This is a genomic window from Cytobacillus dafuensis (assembly GCF_007995155.1).
GTDB lineage: Bacteria > Bacillota > Bacilli > Bacillales > Cytobacillaceae > Cytobacillus > Cytobacillus dafuensis.
In genome coordinates this window covers 3,150,435-3,165,644 of sequence record NZ_CP042593.1, presented here as the reverse complement: position 1 = coordinate 3,165,644, position 15,210 = coordinate 3,150,435, and the positions used below count along the sequence as shown (strand labels likewise).

17 protein-coding genes are annotated in these 15,210 nt (G+C 35.7%); 16 read left to right on the top strand and 1 reads right to left on the bottom strand.

The window, feature by feature from the left end:
* The first annotated feature begins 75 nt into the window (after positions 1–75).
* The 4 genes from cmk (at position 76) to fni (ending at position 3,716) form a co-directional block, all read left to right on the top strand.
* Positions 76–750 carry a (d)CMP kinase gene (gene cmk / locus FSZ17_RS15045; RefSeq protein WP_057771374.1) on the top strand — a complete coding sequence of 225 codons (675 nt, stop codon included), beginning with the start codon at positions 76–78 and terminating at the stop codon, positions 748–750.
* Between the two features lie 2 nt (positions 751–752).
* Positions 753–1,334 carry a lysophospholipid acyltransferase family protein gene (locus FSZ17_RS15040; protein WP_057771373.1) on the top strand — a complete coding sequence of 194 codons (582 nt, stop codon included), beginning with the start codon at positions 753–755 and terminating at the stop codon, positions 1,332–1,334.
* A gap of 169 nt (positions 1,335–1,503) precedes the next feature.
* Positions 1,504–2,643, top strand: a complete 1,140-nt coding sequence (gene rpsA / locus FSZ17_RS15035) for a 30S ribosomal protein S1 (protein WP_057771372.1) — start codon at positions 1,504–1,506, stop codon at positions 2,641–2,643.
* Between the two features lie 11 nt (positions 2,644–2,654).
* Positions 2,655–3,716, top strand: coding sequence for a type 2 isopentenyl-diphosphate Delta-isomerase (fni, locus tag FSZ17_RS15030; RefSeq protein WP_057771533.1), 1,062 nt, complete (start codon positions 2,655–2,657; stop codon positions 3,714–3,716).
* Between the two features lie 48 nt (positions 3,717–3,764).
* Here fni and FSZ17_RS15025 read toward each other — a convergent pair whose 3' ends face one another.
* Positions 3,765–3,902 carry a YpzI family protein gene (locus FSZ17_RS15025; RefSeq protein WP_082625228.1) on the bottom strand — a complete coding sequence of 46 codons (138 nt, stop codon included), beginning with the start codon at positions 3,900–3,902 and terminating at the stop codon, positions 3,765–3,767.
* 130 nt (positions 3,903–4,032) lie between these two features.
* Here FSZ17_RS15025 and FSZ17_RS15020 point away from each other — a divergent pair, with 130 nt between their 5' ends.
* The 12 genes from FSZ17_RS15020 (at position 4,033) to hepT (ending at position 15,120) form a co-directional block, all read left to right on the top strand.
* A complete protein-coding gene (locus FSZ17_RS15020; RefSeq protein ID WP_057771371.1) occupies positions 4,033–4,641 on the top strand; it encodes a YphA family membrane protein in 609 nt (202 codons plus the stop codon).
* A 198-nt stretch (positions 4,642–4,839) separates the two neighbouring features.
* A complete protein-coding gene (gene der / locus FSZ17_RS15015) occupies positions 4,840–6,150 on the top strand; it encodes a ribosome biogenesis GTPase Der (RefSeq protein ID WP_057771370.1) in 1,311 nt (436 codons plus the stop codon).
* A gap of 70 nt (positions 6,151–6,220) precedes the next feature.
* On the top strand, positions 6,221–7,291 hold the full coding sequence (locus FSZ17_RS15010; protein WP_057771369.1) for an NAD(P)H-dependent glycerol-3-phosphate dehydrogenase: 1,071 nt from the start codon (positions 6,221–6,223) through the stop codon (positions 7,289–7,291).
* Positions 7,292–7,809: 518 nt separating this feature from the next.
* Positions 7,810–8,010 carry a DUF2768 domain-containing protein gene (locus tag FSZ17_RS15005; protein ID WP_057771368.1) on the top strand — a complete coding sequence of 67 codons (201 nt, stop codon included), beginning with the start codon at positions 7,810–7,812 and terminating at the stop codon, positions 8,008–8,010.
* A gap of 91 nt (positions 8,011–8,101) precedes the next feature.
* On the top strand, positions 8,102–8,815 hold the full coding sequence (locus FSZ17_RS15000) for a YphF family lipoprotein (protein ID WP_057771532.1): 714 nt from the start codon (positions 8,102–8,104) through the stop codon (positions 8,813–8,815).
* A gap of 222 nt (positions 8,816–9,037) precedes the next feature.
* Positions 9,038–10,516 (top strand): stage IV sporulation protein A, encoded by a 1,479-nt coding sequence (spoIVA, locus tag FSZ17_RS14995; RefSeq protein WP_057771367.1) that lies wholly within the window; start codon positions 9,038–9,040, stop codon positions 10,514–10,516.
* Between the two features lie 391 nt (positions 10,517–10,907).
* Positions 10,908–11,180, top strand: coding sequence for an HU family DNA-binding protein (locus FSZ17_RS14990; RefSeq protein ID WP_057771366.1), 273 nt, complete (start codon positions 10,908–10,910; stop codon positions 11,178–11,180).
* Positions 11,181–11,472: 292 nt separating this feature from the next.
* On the top strand, positions 11,473–12,039 hold the full coding sequence (folE, locus tag FSZ17_RS14985) for a GTP cyclohydrolase I FolE (RefSeq protein WP_057771365.1): 567 nt from the start codon (positions 11,473–11,475) through the stop codon (positions 12,037–12,039).
* Between the two features lie 66 nt (positions 12,040–12,105).
* A complete protein-coding gene (gene mtrB / locus FSZ17_RS14980) occupies positions 12,106–12,342 on the top strand; it encodes a trp RNA-binding attenuation protein MtrB (RefSeq protein ID WP_057771364.1) in 237 nt (78 codons plus the stop codon).
* A gap of 217 nt (positions 12,343–12,559) precedes the next feature.
* On the top strand, positions 12,560–13,378 hold the full coding sequence (locus FSZ17_RS14975; protein WP_057771363.1) for a heptaprenyl diphosphate synthase component 1: 819 nt from the start codon (positions 12,560–12,562) through the stop codon (positions 13,376–13,378).
* 2 nt (positions 13,379–13,380) lie between these two features.
* Complete coding sequence (locus tag FSZ17_RS14970; RefSeq protein WP_057771362.1) at positions 13,381–14,088, top strand: demethylmenaquinone methyltransferase; 708 nt, start codon at positions 13,381–13,383, stop codon at positions 14,086–14,088.
* Positions 14,089–14,157: 69 nt separating this feature from the next.
* Positions 14,158–15,120, top strand: coding sequence for a heptaprenyl diphosphate synthase component II (hepT, locus tag FSZ17_RS14965; RefSeq protein WP_057771361.1), 963 nt, complete (start codon positions 14,158–14,160; stop codon positions 15,118–15,120).
* Positions 15,121–15,210 lie beyond the last annotated feature (90 nt).

Here is a 15,210-nt window from a genome sequence, read left to right as displayed (position 1 = left end):
AGCATAGTTTAATACGGTTATTTATGTAATCATATGTTAAAATAAAGTAGACAAGAAACATTTTCAGGAGGCACTATGAACAAGAAGATTTCAATAGCAATCGATGGTCCTGCAGCTGCAGGAAAAAGCACCGTAGCAAAATTTGTAGCCGAAAAACTTTCGTATATTTATATAGATACTGGCGCAATGTATCGGGCACTAACGTATAAAGCGTTAAAAAAACAAATAAGCTTAGAAAATGAAGATGAATTGATAAATATATTAAATGAAACAACAATCACGTTACTTCCTGGTGATCAAGGTCAGTTAATTTTCCTTGATGGAGAAAATGTATCGGAAGAAATTAGGACTCGTGAAGTAACGAATACCGTATCCATTGTGGCAAAACATAAATTAGTAAGAGAAGAGATGGTTGAAAGGCAAAAAAGCTTTGCTGTGAATGGCGGAGTAGTAATGGATGGAAGAGATATAGGAACACATGTCCTTCCGGATGCAGAAGTGAAGGTTTTTCTATTGGCTTCCGTGGATGAACGAGCAATTCGCAGACATAATGAAAATATTCAAAAGGGATTTCCTTCCGATTTGGCGAAATTAAAAGAAGAAATCTCACTGAGGGATAAATTAGATTCAGAACGGGAAGTCGCACCATTAAAAAAAGCAGCGGATGCTGTTGAAATTGATACGACAGCTTTATCGATCGAACAAGTTGTTGAGAGAATTATGGTGCTTGCCCATGAAAGGATCGGATAATATTGACGTTTTATTCATTTGTCAAATCAGTTGTTCTAGGAATATTAAAACCAGTATATCGTTTTGAAGTTATTGGAAGAGAACATTTTCCAAAAGAAGGCGGAGTACTGCTGTGCTCCAACCATATTCATAATTTTGATCCTCCGGTTGTTGGGATTAACGCACCACGCCCTGTTCACTTCATGGCAAAGGAAGAGCTTTTTAACGTTCCTTTATTAGGAAAAATAGTTAGTAATCTAAATGCTTTTCCTGTTAAAAGGGGCATGAGTGATCGTGAAGCATTGAGAAAAGGGCTGGCAATTTTAAAAGAAGGCCATGTTTTAGGGATTTTTCCTGAAGGGACAAGGAGTAAAACAGGGGAATTGACGAAAGGGCTGGCAGGTGTGGGCTTTTTTGCCCTACGTTCAGATGCAGCGGTTGTACCTTGTGCGATAATAGGCCCTTATAAGGCTTTTAAAAGATTAAAAGTCATATATGGAAAACCAATAGACATACAAGAACTTCGCGAAAAGAAAGCTTCTGCTGAGGAGATAACTGAATTAATCATGGAAGAAATCCGTAAACTCATAAATGAAAATCGTTAAACCTTCTTGCTTGACAAAAGAAGTGGTTTGTAAGAAGTTAATAAAAAGGAATTTTATAATAATTAGATAGCTGTCTTGCCTCAAAGGAAAGCTACAATGAGTGGTCATCGGGAAGAGCAATCTAATTGTTCCGAAGACGCTTTTGCATTTCAAATAAGGAGGAATACATATGACTGAAGAGATGAATCTAGTAGAAGTGAAAAATTTCGAAGTTGGGGATAAGGTATCTGGGCAAGTTACAAAGGTTGAGGAAAAGCAAGTCATTATCAATATTAATGATTGTAAGCTTGATGGTATTATTCCTATTAGTGAATTATCTAGCCTTCATGTTGAAAAAGCAAGTGATGTAGTTTCAGAAGGAGATCAGCTTGAGCTTGAAGTTCTTAAAGTTGAAGAGGAAGCCTTAATATTATCAAAACGAAAAGTAGACGCTGAGAAATCGTGGGCAAATCTTGAAGAAAAATTTAAAAATGGTGAATCGTTTAATGCAGAAATTAAGGATGTAGTTAAAGGTGGATTAGTTGTTGATCTAGGTGTACGCGGATTTGTACCTGCATCACTTGTAGAAGCATTCTTTGTAGAGGATTTTTCTGATTATAAAGGCAAAACAATGGCCTTCAAAATTGTTGAGCTAGAAAAAGAGAAAAACCGCTTAATTCTTTCTCATCGTGCAGTTGTTGAAGAAGAAAAAGGAAAGCAAAAGAATCAATTATTAGAATCGCTAGAAGCAGGTCAGGTAGTTGAAGGAACTGTACAGAGAATATCTGATTTTGGTGCTTTTGTAGATATCGGTGGAATCGATGGGCTTGTTCATATATCACAACTGTCCCATGAACATATTGACAAACCTTCAGATGTTGTACAAGAAGGTCAAAAAGTTCAAGTAAAGATTTTAAGTGTAGATCGTACGAATGAAAGAATCTCATTATCCATTAAAGAAACACTTCCTGGACCATGGACTAATATTTCCGAAAAAGCTCCTAAGGGCAGTACGCTTAGTGGTGTAGTAAAAAGGCTTGTATCCTATGGTGCTTTCATTGAGTTATTCCCGGGAGTAGAAGGACTTGTTCATATTTCCCAAATTTCTCATAAGCATATAGCTACACCTCATGAAGTATTAAATGAAGGTCAAGAAGTTGAAGTAAAGGTACTAGATGTAAATGAGCAAGACCAGCGTCTATCTCTTAGTATAAAAGAGCTCCAAGAAAGAGAGAATGAGTTTGTAACTGATTATGAGCTGCCAGAGGAATCAAAAGGATTTCAGCTTGGTGAAGTGATTGGTGATCAGTTAAAGAATTTAAAAAAATAATGGTGATTATTGTGTCTAGATCAAAACGAAAATGGGATCATATACAATTAGCACTCACAACAGGCCAAAAACGGCTTGCAGGTTTTGAGGATATTACATTTATCCACCAAAGTTTACCTAATACGGCATTAAAAAAGGCAAATTTATGTACAAAAATTGGCGAACTTCACTTAAGTTCGCCAATTTTTATCAATGGTATGACAGGTGGTGGGGGGGAAAAGACATTACAATTAAATCGCGATCTTGCGTTAGCTGCGAAAGAGCTAGATTTAGCTATTTCAGTAGGTTCCCAAATGTCTGCACTAAAAGACCCATCAGAAAAAGAAACATACCAGGTAGTGCGTAAAGAAAACCCAAATGGCATCATAATCGGAAATTTAGGTAGTGAGGCGACAGTCGATCAAGCAAAGGGTGCAATTGATATGATTGAAGCAAATGCACTGCAAATACACTTAAATGTCGTACAAGAACTGACAATGCCAGAGGGTGATCGAGATTTCCGTTCAGCCCTTTACCGTATTGAGGATATCGTTAGAAAAACCGATGTCCCCATAATTGTGAAGGAAGTTGGCTTCGGAATGAATAAAGAAACGGTTTCTCAACTTGAATCAGTCGGCGTTTCCGCAGTCGATGTTGGTGGATTTGGGGGAACAAATTTTGCTCAAATTGAAAATGAAAGACGAGAAAGGGATTTACCGTTTTTTAATGAGTGGGGCATTCCAACGTCTATTTCAATTGTAGAAGCAAAAAATGGCTGTAAAGGTTTATCTATATTAGGGTCTGGCGGCATTCAAACTAGTCTTGATATTGCGAAGTCGATTGCATTAGGTGCAGATGCTGTAGGAATAGCAGGGTATTTTCTGAAAATCTTAATGAATCATGGAATTGAATCATTAATTGAGACTATCCAAGCTATGCATACAGAATTGGCGATTATGATGACAGCCCTTGGTGCAGAATCGATTGAAGACCTTCAGAAAACTCCTATTATTATTTCCGGTCATACACATCATTGGCTAAATGAAAGAAGTATTGATACAAAAGGATTTAGTCAGAGAAAAATTCATAAATAAGCCATAAAAAGGGGCTGTCCCATAAGACAGCCCCTTTTACATTTATTTTTATTTATTATTATTCAATTCTCTAGCTTCTTCAGGACTTTGCAACTTTGTAGCGCCGGGATAATGAAGAGCATGATCTCTGTCCGATTCTACTCTTTTACTTTTTTTAAGTTTCATTTCTTGTCGATCTCTTCCCATTTTGTACACCTACCTTTCTTAAGATGTAGTTTGCAACAAGAAAATAAAATGATTCCATCAAATCTCGTTTCCTTATGACTAAAGTACATTGATAAGTGTCATAATGGGAATGTTAGGAGGTGGATGATAAATGGAAGGTTTAACATTTTACTGGATTGCATGGTTTTTTTGGGTTATTGCCACCTTTATGTTGAAAAAAAAACATATAAATAGGTTAAGACAATCAATTTGGATTTTATTACTAATTATTTTTTCACCGTATTCCTTTTTTCTGTTTGATATGGAAATATCGTTAGCAAGTTTAATACTCGTCATTCCTTTATTCATAGTCATAGTTCGAATGAAAAAACTAATAGCAGCTCATTTATTATTTTGCTCATTTATCATTATGCTTTCCTATGTCTGCTTTCATTTATTTGAGTTATATGATCCTGTTTGGATTATTGTTCCAAGAATTTGGATGCTTACTGTATTATTAATATCTTTATCCATTGTCTTACAGACAAATAAGTTATATCGTATCTTTATTATCTTATTTGGCTCAATTCAAGGGGAATTTCTATATGCACTTATCCTAAAAAAATATACATTTCCTCATGTCATTGGCTCATTTGCTTTTTTAGATGTTATTGCTCTCTCAACAATAATAATTGCTGCATGGAATGGATTGGAATACTTGTCAACTTTCTATGAGAAACACTTGAATCAAATTGAAAAAGAGAAACAAAAATTATCATAACTGAAAAAATGGTCAAAATTGTGAAACGCTGATCGATATTCCAAGTTTTTCATTGCGAGCCTTGTATTGCTTTGATAAGATAATGAAGTTAGACCCTTCTACAAAAATAAAAGAAGGGTTTATTTGATAGGTACTAGTTAGTTGTCCTCGGATTATTTCGAAGGCGCTTTTAGCATTTCAAATGAAAGGGTGATGTTCATGGCAAAACCGGTAGTGGCAATTGTCGGACGTCCAAACGTAGGAAAATCAACAATTTTTAACAGAATTGTCGGAGAACGAATTTCTATTGTTGAGGATATTCCTGGTGTTACTAGGGATCGTATATACAGTTCAGGAGAATGGTTAAATCATGATTTTAATATTATTGATACCGGTGGGATTGATATTGGAGACGAGCCGTTTCTAGAGCAAATTCGGCAACAGGCAGAAATTGCTATTGATGAAGCGGATGTCATTGTTTTCCTAACAAATGGAAGAGAAGGGGTGACGGCTGCCGACGAGGAAGTGGCCAAGATCCTTTATAGGGCAAAAAAGCCTGTCGTACTTGGGGTTAATAAAATTGATAATCCAGAAATGAGAGATCAAATTTATGATTTCTATGCTTTAGGATTTGGAGAGCCATTTCCTATTTCAGGTTCACATGGGTTAGGATTAGGTGATTTACTAGATGAAGCAGCTAAGCATTTTCCTAAACATGGACAAAAAGATTATGAAGATGATGTTATTAAATTCTCCTTAATTGGAAGACCAAATGTAGGTAAATCATCTCTTGTTAATGCAATTTTAGGTGAAGATCGTGTAATTGTTAGTAATGTTGCCGGTACTACGAGAGATGCAATCGATTCACAGCTAACTTATAATGGAGAAAAGTATGTCATCATAGATACAGCAGGAATGCGTAAAAAAGGTAAGGTATATGAAACAACCGAGAAATATAGTGTTCTTCGCGCTTTAAGGGCAATTGAACGTTCGGATGTAGTTCTTGTAGTGATTGATGGTGAGGAAGGTATCATTGAGCAGGACAAGCGGATTGCAGGATATGCACATGAAGCAGGAAGAGCGGTAGTCATTGTTGTAAATAAGTGGGATGCTGTTGAAAAAGATGAAAAGACCATGAAGGAGTTTGAGCAAAAAATACGAGAACATTTTCTTTTCCTTGATTACGCACCAATTGTATTCCTTTCTGCTAAAACCAAAAAACGAATTCATACACTTATACCGATGATTAATACAGCTAGTGAAAACCATTCATTACGTGTTGACACAAGTGTCCTTAATGATGTAATTATGGATGCGGTTGCAATGAATCCAACACCTACGGATAAGGGTAGACGCTTAAAAATATACTATACGACACAAGTCGCTGTTAAGCCGCCGACTTTTGTTGTGTTTGTGAATGAGCCTGAATTAATGCATTTTTCTTATGAGCGTTTTATAGAAAATCGAATTAGAGATGCTTTCGGCTTTGAAGGAACACCTATTAAGATATTTGCAAGAGAACGAAAATAATCGGACCATCTCTGAATCTTGAAAGAGCAAAGCGAAAGCTGAACAAATATCAATAAAAGGTAGTGATCTAATGGAGCGAATGACAGAAAGTGTTGCTGTCATTGGAGCAGGTAGCTGGGGAACTGCATTAGCCATGGTATTAGCGGATAATGGACATGAAGTTCGCCTTTGGGGGCATAATCCAAACCAAATAAATGAAATCAATGAATATCAAACAAATAAAAAGTATTTACCTGAAGTACTTCTTCCAGAAGGAATTATTGGTTTTTCACATCTAGAGGAAGCATTAGAAGGTGTTAATACAATGGTACTAGCTGTCCCAACAAAAGCGATTCGTGAAGTAATTAGGAAGATCAACTCTATTAGAAAAGAACCGCTTACAGTTGTCCATGTTAGCAAAGGAATTGAGCCTGATACTTTACTCCGTATATCTGAGATGATTGAACAAGAATTTTCCGTCAATATTTTGGATAGTGTAGTTGTTCTTTCAGGACCGAGCCATGCTGAGGAAGTTAGTTTACGTCATCCTACAACTGTTACTGTTTCATCGAAAAATATGAATGCTGCTGAAAAAATTCAAGACTTATTTATTAATCAGAATTTCAGGGTATACACAAATCCAGACCTTGTCGGTGTTGAAATCGGTGGAGCATTGAAGAATATTATTGCACTTGCAGCTGGTATTACAGATGGATTAGGATATGGTGATAATGCGAAAGCTGCCTTAATCACAAGAGGATTAGCTGAAATTGCTCGTTTAGGAATAAAAATGGGAGCAAGTCCGCTTACCTTTTCAGGATTAACGGGTATCGGAGACTTAATTGCGACATGTACAAGCGTACACTCACGAAATTGGAGAGCAGGTAATTTACTCGGTAAAGGTCATAAGCTTCAAGAGGTTTTAGATAATATAGGAATGGTAGTCGAAGGTGTAAGAACTACAAAGGCCGCTAAACAATTAGCCGAAAAATATGATGTAAATATGCCGATTACCGATGTTCTTTATGATGTGCTTTTTAATGATGTGAATGCAAAGGATGCAGTAGATCTTTTGATGGCACGTGGTAAAAAGAATGAGATGGAGGATCTTACAAACGTACTTGAAGGCGATTTGAATTTTGTGAATGGAGATAATCGCTAATATTTTTGAAATATAGGCATTCGAGGATGCGCGAAAGCCTCTTGATGCATACAATGCAACGAAGCAAACTGGTGAAATGAACAGAGTGTGTGGGTTATTTAGTCACCCGGCTAAGTTAAAGAACGGCCCCTTCTTTAGCTTAGCCTTTTTTTGTTTATCGCAGATTAACGGGCAGTATGACCCCCACTTCAAGTTTGCGAGAGAATCAAAGAAACCTAAGTGGGGGGATCAACTGCTCGTAAAGGCCTATAAAATGAACACAGACTAAAAGCGCCACATCGTGTGGCAACGTCTGCGTGACCCACTTCCTGTGGGCCGCAACTAACTATCAGTGGGGGATGAAGCCGACTAAGAACTCCACGTCCTGTGGCAACGTCGGCACTAGCACGTACTGTGCGTCGGAAAATCCCCACTGATGGAAGTTTCACTTTATACATATTCTACTCGCTTAGAGTAGTTTCTTTTTCAATCTGATAAGGGGTATGTTATAATACTATTCGGAAAAAGGAGTGGAATCAATGTCACCGTCATTAATGAAAATGTGGATATCACTTGCTTCAATGGCCTTCATGTTTATTTCTATTTTAATGATTTATTTAAGCCGTTATAAGTTAAGTGGAATATTAAAGTTCATATCAGCACTTATCGCCTATATTTTAATGATTGTATCAGGAATAATAATCTTTCTTGTTGTCTTTAGCGGCCCTACCAGTGATTAAATTGTACGGGAAGTTACTTGCTAAAAGGAGCTTAGTATTAGGCGAGCCATTACTAAATAAATTGATACATAGTCTAAAAGGGTTGATTGAAATGAAAAAAGGTTTACGGCTTTTAAGTATGTTAGTTTTATTAATTCCTATTCTTGCTGGATGCATGTATCCAAAAGAAAATTTATCACAAAATAAAATTCCATATAAAGATCAGGTTCAAGCTGTACAAACAGCTGTAAATCAGTATAAAGAAGAAAATAATGGTCTACTGCCAATAAAAACAAAAGATCAGTCGACCCCAATATACCAAAAATACCCGATTGATTTTAAGAAATTAGTGCCGCAGTATATGGCTGAGGCTCCTGGAAATGCATATGAATCAGGCGGTGTATTTCAATATGTTCTTGTTGATGCTGAAACCGATCCTAAAGTAAAACTGTTAGATTTAAGAATGGCTGAAACTATTCGTGAAATAAAATTGAGAATGAAGTCATTTGAGTACCCACCATATAAGGAACACATCGAAGGTAATGTTTTTACATTAGATTATAAAAAAATGGGATATAAAGAAGATCCAGTTGCCCTCAGTCCTTTTAGTGGCAGAAATCTTCCTTTTGTAATCACAGGTGATGCTGAGGTTTATGTTGATTATACAAGCGATCTTTATGAAGCATTGCAAAATCAAGATCATTCATATAAACCAGGAGATGATATCAGGAACATACTAGTTGAAGATTCAGTCTTTGTTCCCGCATATTCATTACCATATACAATTGATGAAAAAACAAATAAACCAATCTTTTTGGTGAAATAGGCATAACCCTTCTTCTGCAAAATATATTGTAGGAGAAGGGTTTTTTATTTATAATTTTAACATTAAATGTAAATGAACAGCAAAATAAGGAAGAAAAAGATTACAAAGAGGGGTAATTAATTATAAAAACTGTCATATCGAGATAGGACAACGTCATAAACATATACTGTCCAAACATAATAGATAGGATAATATTATCCCACAGATTCGGGAGGGGATCACTTGGAAAAGGTAGATATTTTTAAAGATATTGCCGAAAGAACAGGCGGCGATATATATTTCGGAGTAGTTGGAGCTGTGCGTACAGGTAAATCAACTTTTATTAAAAAATTTATGGAATTAGTTGTTTTGCCTAATATGAGTAATGAAGCTGACCGTGCTCGCACCCAGGATGAACTCCCTCAAAGTGCAGCCGGAAAGACAATTATGACAACTGAGCCTAAATTTGTACCTAACCAAGCCGCTTCAGTCCATGTCGATGAAGGCTTGGATGTAAACATTCGATTAGTTGATTGTGTAGGTTATACGGTTCCAGGTGCGAAAGGATATGAGGATGAAAATGGTCCTCGAATGATTAATACTCCATGGTATGAAGAGCCTATTCCATTTCATGAAGCTGCGGAAATAGGAACTAGAAAAGTAATACAAGAGCATTCCACAATTGGTGTTGTAATTACAACAGATGGAACGATTGGGGAGATCCCTCGGAAGAATTATTTAGAAGCCGAGGAAAGAGTAATAAATGAACTAAAAGAGGTTGGTAAACCTTTCATAATGATTATAAATAGTGTTCAACCTCATCACCCAAACACCGATGCACTAAAAAAAGAATTGGCAGAAAAGTACGATATTCCAGTTATTGCGATGAGTGTCGAAAGTATGCGAGAATCAGATGTTTTTAATGTTATGAGAGAAGCTCTTTATGAGTTTCCAGTGCTTGAGGTGAATGTAAACCTTCCAAGCTGGGTAATGGTTTTACGTGAAGATCATTGGCTGAGAGAGAGCTATAAAGAAGCAGTTAAAGAAACTGTTAAAGATATTAGGCGATTAAGGGACGTTGATAGGGTCGTTCATCAATTCAGTGATTTTGAATTTATTGACCGTGCAGGCTTAGCTGGTATAGAAATGGGGCAGGGAGTTGCAGAAATTGATCTATTCGCTCCAGATGATCTCTACGATGAAGTTTTAAAAGAAATAGTTGGCGTTGAAATTCGAGGGAAAGATCATTTATTAGAGTTAATGCAGGATTTTGCTCATGCAAAAACAGAGTATGATCAAATCTCAGATGCATTGAAAATGGTCAAACAAACTGGCTATGGAATTGCTGCTCCATCGCTTGCAGATATGAGTCTTGATGAGCCAGAAATCACACGACATGGCTCAAGATTTGGTGTAAGATTAAAAGCTGTTGCACCATCCATTCATATGATTAAAGTGGATGTGGAATCGGAGTTTTCGCCAATTATTGGAACTGAGAAACAAAGTGAAGAACTTGTTCGATATTTGATGCAGGATTTTGAAGATGATCCTTTATCCATATGGAATTCTGATATATTTGGACGGAGCCTAAGCTCAATTGTTAGGGAAGGAATTCAGGCGAAACTTTCCATGATGCCTGAAAATGCAAGATATAAATTAAAAGAGACGTTAGAAAGAATTATTAACGAAGGCTCAGGTGGATTAATCGCAATTATTTTATAAAGACTCCTATTTGGGGTCTTTTTCTTTTAGCCCAAAAAGGACTTGGCGAACACCAAGGTTTACTAATGCTATTTAAGACTAAAGTTTTAAGGTAAACTTGTTACAATATCGTTAAAATAAGATATATTTCCCATTAAAACGTGAATTATTCTTGATAACAGCAAATGATTGTGATAATCTTTTAACAGAATTACTGTTGTAATACTTTAAACCCTTATTATTAAAGGCTTTTTAATAAAAATAGATTGAAAACTTTCCGTTTTTGATTTATTATTGGGCTTGTTAAACAAAAATACATTGCAATGTTTAGATTTCAGTAATTTTGTTTACAAATGTAAGTAGAATGCTTAATATTATTGGGTTTATATTATTTTGGGAGGAGGTGAAAGACATGAACAAGACAGAACTAATTAACGTAGTTGCAGAAAGCAGTGAGCTTTCTAAGAAAGATGCTACTAAAGCAGTTGATGCAGTATTTGATGCAATCTTAGATGCATTAAAAACTGGTGATAAAGTACAATTGATTGGTTTTGGTAACTTTGAGGTTCGTGAGCGTGCTGCACGTAAAGGGCGCAACCCACAAACTGGTGAAGAAATCGAAATCGCTGCAAGCAAAGTTCCTGCTTTCAAACCAGGTAAAGCATTGAAAGATGCTGTTAAATAAGTACATATGAGTGCTTAAAGTAAGCATTGAATTAAAACCGCGAATTTTCGCGGTTTTTTTTTTACTTTGATTTGCATTGAAAAAGCAGACACCGATGTTCGAATCAGGATCAAGTATCCTACGGAAGCAATATGAATCCAGAAAGGAAAAGTGTTTGCTTTTTCTAGGAATTGGAGTGTATAGTTGAGTTTCCATTTGGCATCCGCATTTCATTTTTGCTTGTTTAGAAAATAATATGCTAATATGGAAATATTGGAGTTTGAGAAAGTTGTGATTTTGAGGAGGAAGTATGATGGCAAATGTAAATCGTGCGCAGATTGAAAATGCAGTACGTTTAATATTAGAAGCGGTGGGAGAAGATCCTGATAGAGAAGGATTACTTGATACACCAAAAAGAGTTGCAAAAATGTACGAAGAAGTATTTATGGGGTTGAACCAAGATCCTAAGGAATATTTTGAAACTATTTTTAGTGAGGATCATGAAGAATTGGTTTTAGTGAAAGATATCCCATTTTATTCAATGTGCGAGCATCATCTTGTACCTTTTTTTGGAAAAGCGCATGTGGCCTATATTCCACGTAATGGAAAGGTGACAGGTTTAAGTAAATTGGCTAGAGCAGTCGAAGCCGTTGCTAAACGTCCCCAGTTGCAGGAACGTATTACATCTACTGTGGTAGATGCAATAATGGAGAAGCTTAGTCCACATGGGGCCATGGTGGTAGTTGAAGCTGAGCATATGTGTATGACAATGCGTGGAGTAAAAAAGCCTGGATCTTTAACAGTTACCACTGCGGTTAGAGGGAAATTTGCAGAAGATGAAAAAGCTCGAGCTGAAGTACTATCTTTAATAAAATTTTAATCAAATAAAAGCAAAAATATAGGAATACTCCTTTATCACGCTAAAAAAACCTTGAAGGGTGTTATTATGGAGAAAAGAAATTCTACAAGTAATGATTATATAGTAATTAAAGCTCAGGAAGATGGAGTTAATGTAATTGGGTTAACAAGAGGATCAGATACAAGATTTCATCATTCAGAAAAGCTTGATCAGGGAGAAGTGATGATTGCCCAGTTTACAGAACATACTTCTGCAGTCAAAATAAGAGGAAATGCGAAGATTTTTACCTCATTTGGTGAAGTTGAAAGTGAAGCAAAGAAATAAATTTGGTTTATGTACAAAAGAGGATAAATGACTCTTTTGCTCTACCGAATTTCGCCTATCATGAAAAAGTAAGTTATGATATAATTGTCACTGTCTTGTTGTAAATTATTATATTCATGTAACAAAGCTTACAACAAAAAATAATTCCATTCAAAAATTATTGATTTCATTCATAGAAGAGATATAAAGAAAACATAGGAAAAACAAGGGTGATTGCATGCTAGACATAAAGGTTAAAATGGCAGATGTTAAGGAGCAAATCGAAGAAAAGATTCGGCACCCTTATTTACTTAAATATATTAAGTCTCCTATTATTGACGAAGATAAGCTTTTACTCCTAATTTCAATTCTTGAACAGGTCAATCTTCCAGAAAAAAAAACAAAGAACTATGCTATAACAACCATGCTTATTCAAATTGCACTTGATACTCATGAGCTTGTTTCTAATCAGAAATTAGATCCTAATCAGTTTAAGAATAGACAGTTAACTGTCTTAGCAGGTGTATATTATAGTGGTTTATATTATAAAATGCTTGCAGAACTAGATGATGTAAACATGATTCGTTCATTAGCAACAGGGATAAAAGAAGTAAATGAACAAAAAATCTCGGTTTACCAGAAAGAATCTGAGAATATTGATGCGTTAATGAATAGTATAAAAATAATTGAATACTCCCTGTTTGATAAGATTTCTACTTATTTAGATGATCCAAATTATTGTGAATTTGTTTCAAATCTATTATTAATGAAACGGTTGATAGCAGAAAAGACGCTGTTTTTACAAGGTGGTTCACCTGTTATTTTTGAGTCGTTAAAAAAGTTGTTATTATCAGATCATATGCAAACAGAATTAAGCAGTGAGCAAAAGCATCTTTTGGTACTTACATGTGACCGATACATTGATTCTTCATATGAAAATATTCAAACATGTATAAGCAATCTCCCTAATATGAATGATCTGTTGATACAAAGAGTTCAAACTATAATAAAACAGCATCAGCCCGCAGAAAATATTTTTGTGGAGGAAGGTTTTTAATCATGCAACAGTCAAAAGAAGAGCGCGTCCATCATGTATTTGAGAAAATCTATAATAATTATGACAAAATGAATTCTGTTATTAGCTTTCAACAACACTTGAGATGGCGCAAAGATATAATGAAGCTCATGAATGTCCAAAAGGGTGAAAAAGCGCTAGATGTATGCTGTGGGACAGCTGATTGGACGATAGCATTAGCAGAAGCAGTAGGTACTGAGGGAGAGGTCAATGGTCTTGATTTTAGCAAAAACATGCTGAAAATTGGAGAGCAAAAAGTAAAAGATTTAGGACTTAAACAAGTATCACTTGTGCATGGGAATGCTATGGAACTGCCTTTCCCGGATAATTCCTTTGATTATGTCACGATCGGTTTCGGTCTGCGAAACGTTCCGGATTATTTACAAGTTTTAAAAGAAATGCAACGGGTGGTCAAACCGGGAGGAATTGTTGTTTGTCTAGAAACATCCCAACCAACGATGTTTGGTTACAAGCAGGCTTATCACTTATACTTCCGCTTCATTATGCCTTTGTTCGGAAAAATATTTGCAAAAAGCTATAAAGAATATTCTTGGCTACAGGAATCAGCACGGGACTTTCCAGGAATGAAGGAACTTGCCCTAATGTTTGAAGATGCTGGTTTTGTAAATGTTAAATACAAGCCGTACAGCGGTGGAGTAGCAGCTGTTCATATTGGCTACAAAGAAAAATAAAACTTTTTCTGAATGCTTTTTTCATTATGGAAGCTGCAGACAGGATGTTAAGCTGGGTGAGTATGGGAAATGAAGTTTAAAATGATGTATTCATTTCTAAATTCTGATATTAAAAATATTGAGCAAACACTTGAGGAGACAGTACACGCAGAGTCTCCTTTATTACACCAAGCGTCCTTGCATTTATTAAAAGCCGGGGGAAAAAGAATTCGCCCTGTTTTTGTTTTGCTTGCTGGCAAGTTTGGAACATATGACATTAATATCATAAAAAATGTGGCTGTTTCATTAGAACTCATACATATGGCTTCCTTAGTTCATGATGATGTTATTGATGATGCGGAATTGCGTCGTGGCAAGCCAACGATTAAGGCAAAATGGGACAACAGGATTGCTATGTATACTGGGGATTATTTATTTGCACGTTCGCTTGAGCTCATTACAAAAATCGAAAAACCATTTGCACATCAAATATTGGCAGACACATTAGTTGAGTTATGTATTGGGGAAATCGAGCAAATTAAGGATAAATATAATTTTGAACAAAATATACGAAATTATTTTCGTAGAATTAAAAGGAAAACAGCCATATTAATAGCTGTAAGCTGTCAGCTCGGTGCTATAGCAGCTGATGTCGATGATGAGATTCATCAAAAACTTTATAGGTTTGGTTATTATGTTGGGATGTCCTATCAAATTATTGATGATGTACTTGATTTTACTGGTACAGAGAAGGAATTAGGAAAACCAGCAGGAGATGATCTTCATCAAGGAAATATTACTTTGCCAGTCTTGTTTGCTATGGAAGATGCAGAGATTCGCAAGGAAATAGTCAAGGTTCGGGAAAATACTGAAAGAGCTGAAATTGAGAAGATTATCTCGTTAATCAAAGGGTCAGGGGCTATTGAAAAGTCACTGACTGTAAGTGATAATTATCTAAATAAAGCACTTAAAATATTAAATGACCTTCCTCAAAATCGTGCAAAGAAAACATTGAATGACATTGCAAAAGTAATTGGAAAGAGAAGTTTTTAATTATTCTATGAGAGACATTTACCTTTCCTAGTTGTAAAATATTCAAAACAATGTTAATATTTTCGTGGATTATCACATAAAGGTAATTCA

Excerpts from the sequence above, each read along its gene's own strand:
- cmk (WP_057771374.1), top strand. The coding sequence starts at position 76 with ATGAACAAGAAGATTTCAATAGCAATCGATGGTCCTGCAGCTGCAGGA.
- rpsA (WP_057771372.1), top strand. The coding sequence starts at position 1,504 with ATGACTGAAGAGATGAATCTAGTAGAAGTGAAAAATTTCGAAGTTGGG.
- FSZ17_RS15025 (WP_082625228.1), bottom strand. The coding sequence starts at position 3,902 with ATGGGAAGAGATCGACAAGAAATGAAACTTAAAAAAAGTAAAAGAGTA.
- FSZ17_RS15020 (WP_057771371.1), top strand. The coding sequence starts at position 4,033 with ATGGAAGGTTTAACATTTTACTGGATTGCATGGTTTTTTTGGGTTATT.
- der (WP_057771370.1), top strand. The coding sequence starts at position 4,840 with ATGGCAAAACCGGTAGTGGCAATTGTCGGACGTCCAAACGTAGGAAAA.
- FSZ17_RS15010 (WP_057771369.1), top strand. The coding sequence starts at position 6,221 with ATGGAGCGAATGACAGAAAGTGTTGCTGTCATTGGAGCAGGTAGCTGG.
- FSZ17_RS15005 (WP_057771368.1), top strand. The coding sequence starts at position 7,810 with ATGTCACCGTCATTAATGAAAATGTGGATATCACTTGCTTCAATGGCC.
- FSZ17_RS15000 (WP_057771532.1), top strand. The coding sequence starts at position 8,102 with ATGAAAAAAGGTTTACGGCTTTTAAGTATGTTAGTTTTATTAATTCCT.
- FSZ17_RS14990 (WP_057771366.1), top strand. The coding sequence starts at position 10,908 with ATGAACAAGACAGAACTAATTAACGTAGTTGCAGAAAGCAGTGAGCTT.
- folE (WP_057771365.1), top strand. The coding sequence starts at position 11,473 with ATGGCAAATGTAAATCGTGCGCAGATTGAAAATGCAGTACGTTTAATA.
- mtrB (WP_057771364.1), top strand. The coding sequence starts at position 12,106 with ATGGAGAAAAGAAATTCTACAAGTAATGATTATATAGTAATTAAAGCT.
- FSZ17_RS14975 (WP_057771363.1), top strand. The coding sequence starts at position 12,560 with ATGCTAGACATAAAGGTTAAAATGGCAGATGTTAAGGAGCAAATCGAA.
- FSZ17_RS14970 (WP_057771362.1), top strand. The coding sequence starts at position 13,381 with ATGCAACAGTCAAAAGAAGAGCGCGTCCATCATGTATTTGAGAAAATC.
- hepT (WP_057771361.1), top strand. The coding sequence starts at position 14,158 with ATGAAGTTTAAAATGATGTATTCATTTCTAAATTCTGATATTAAAAAT.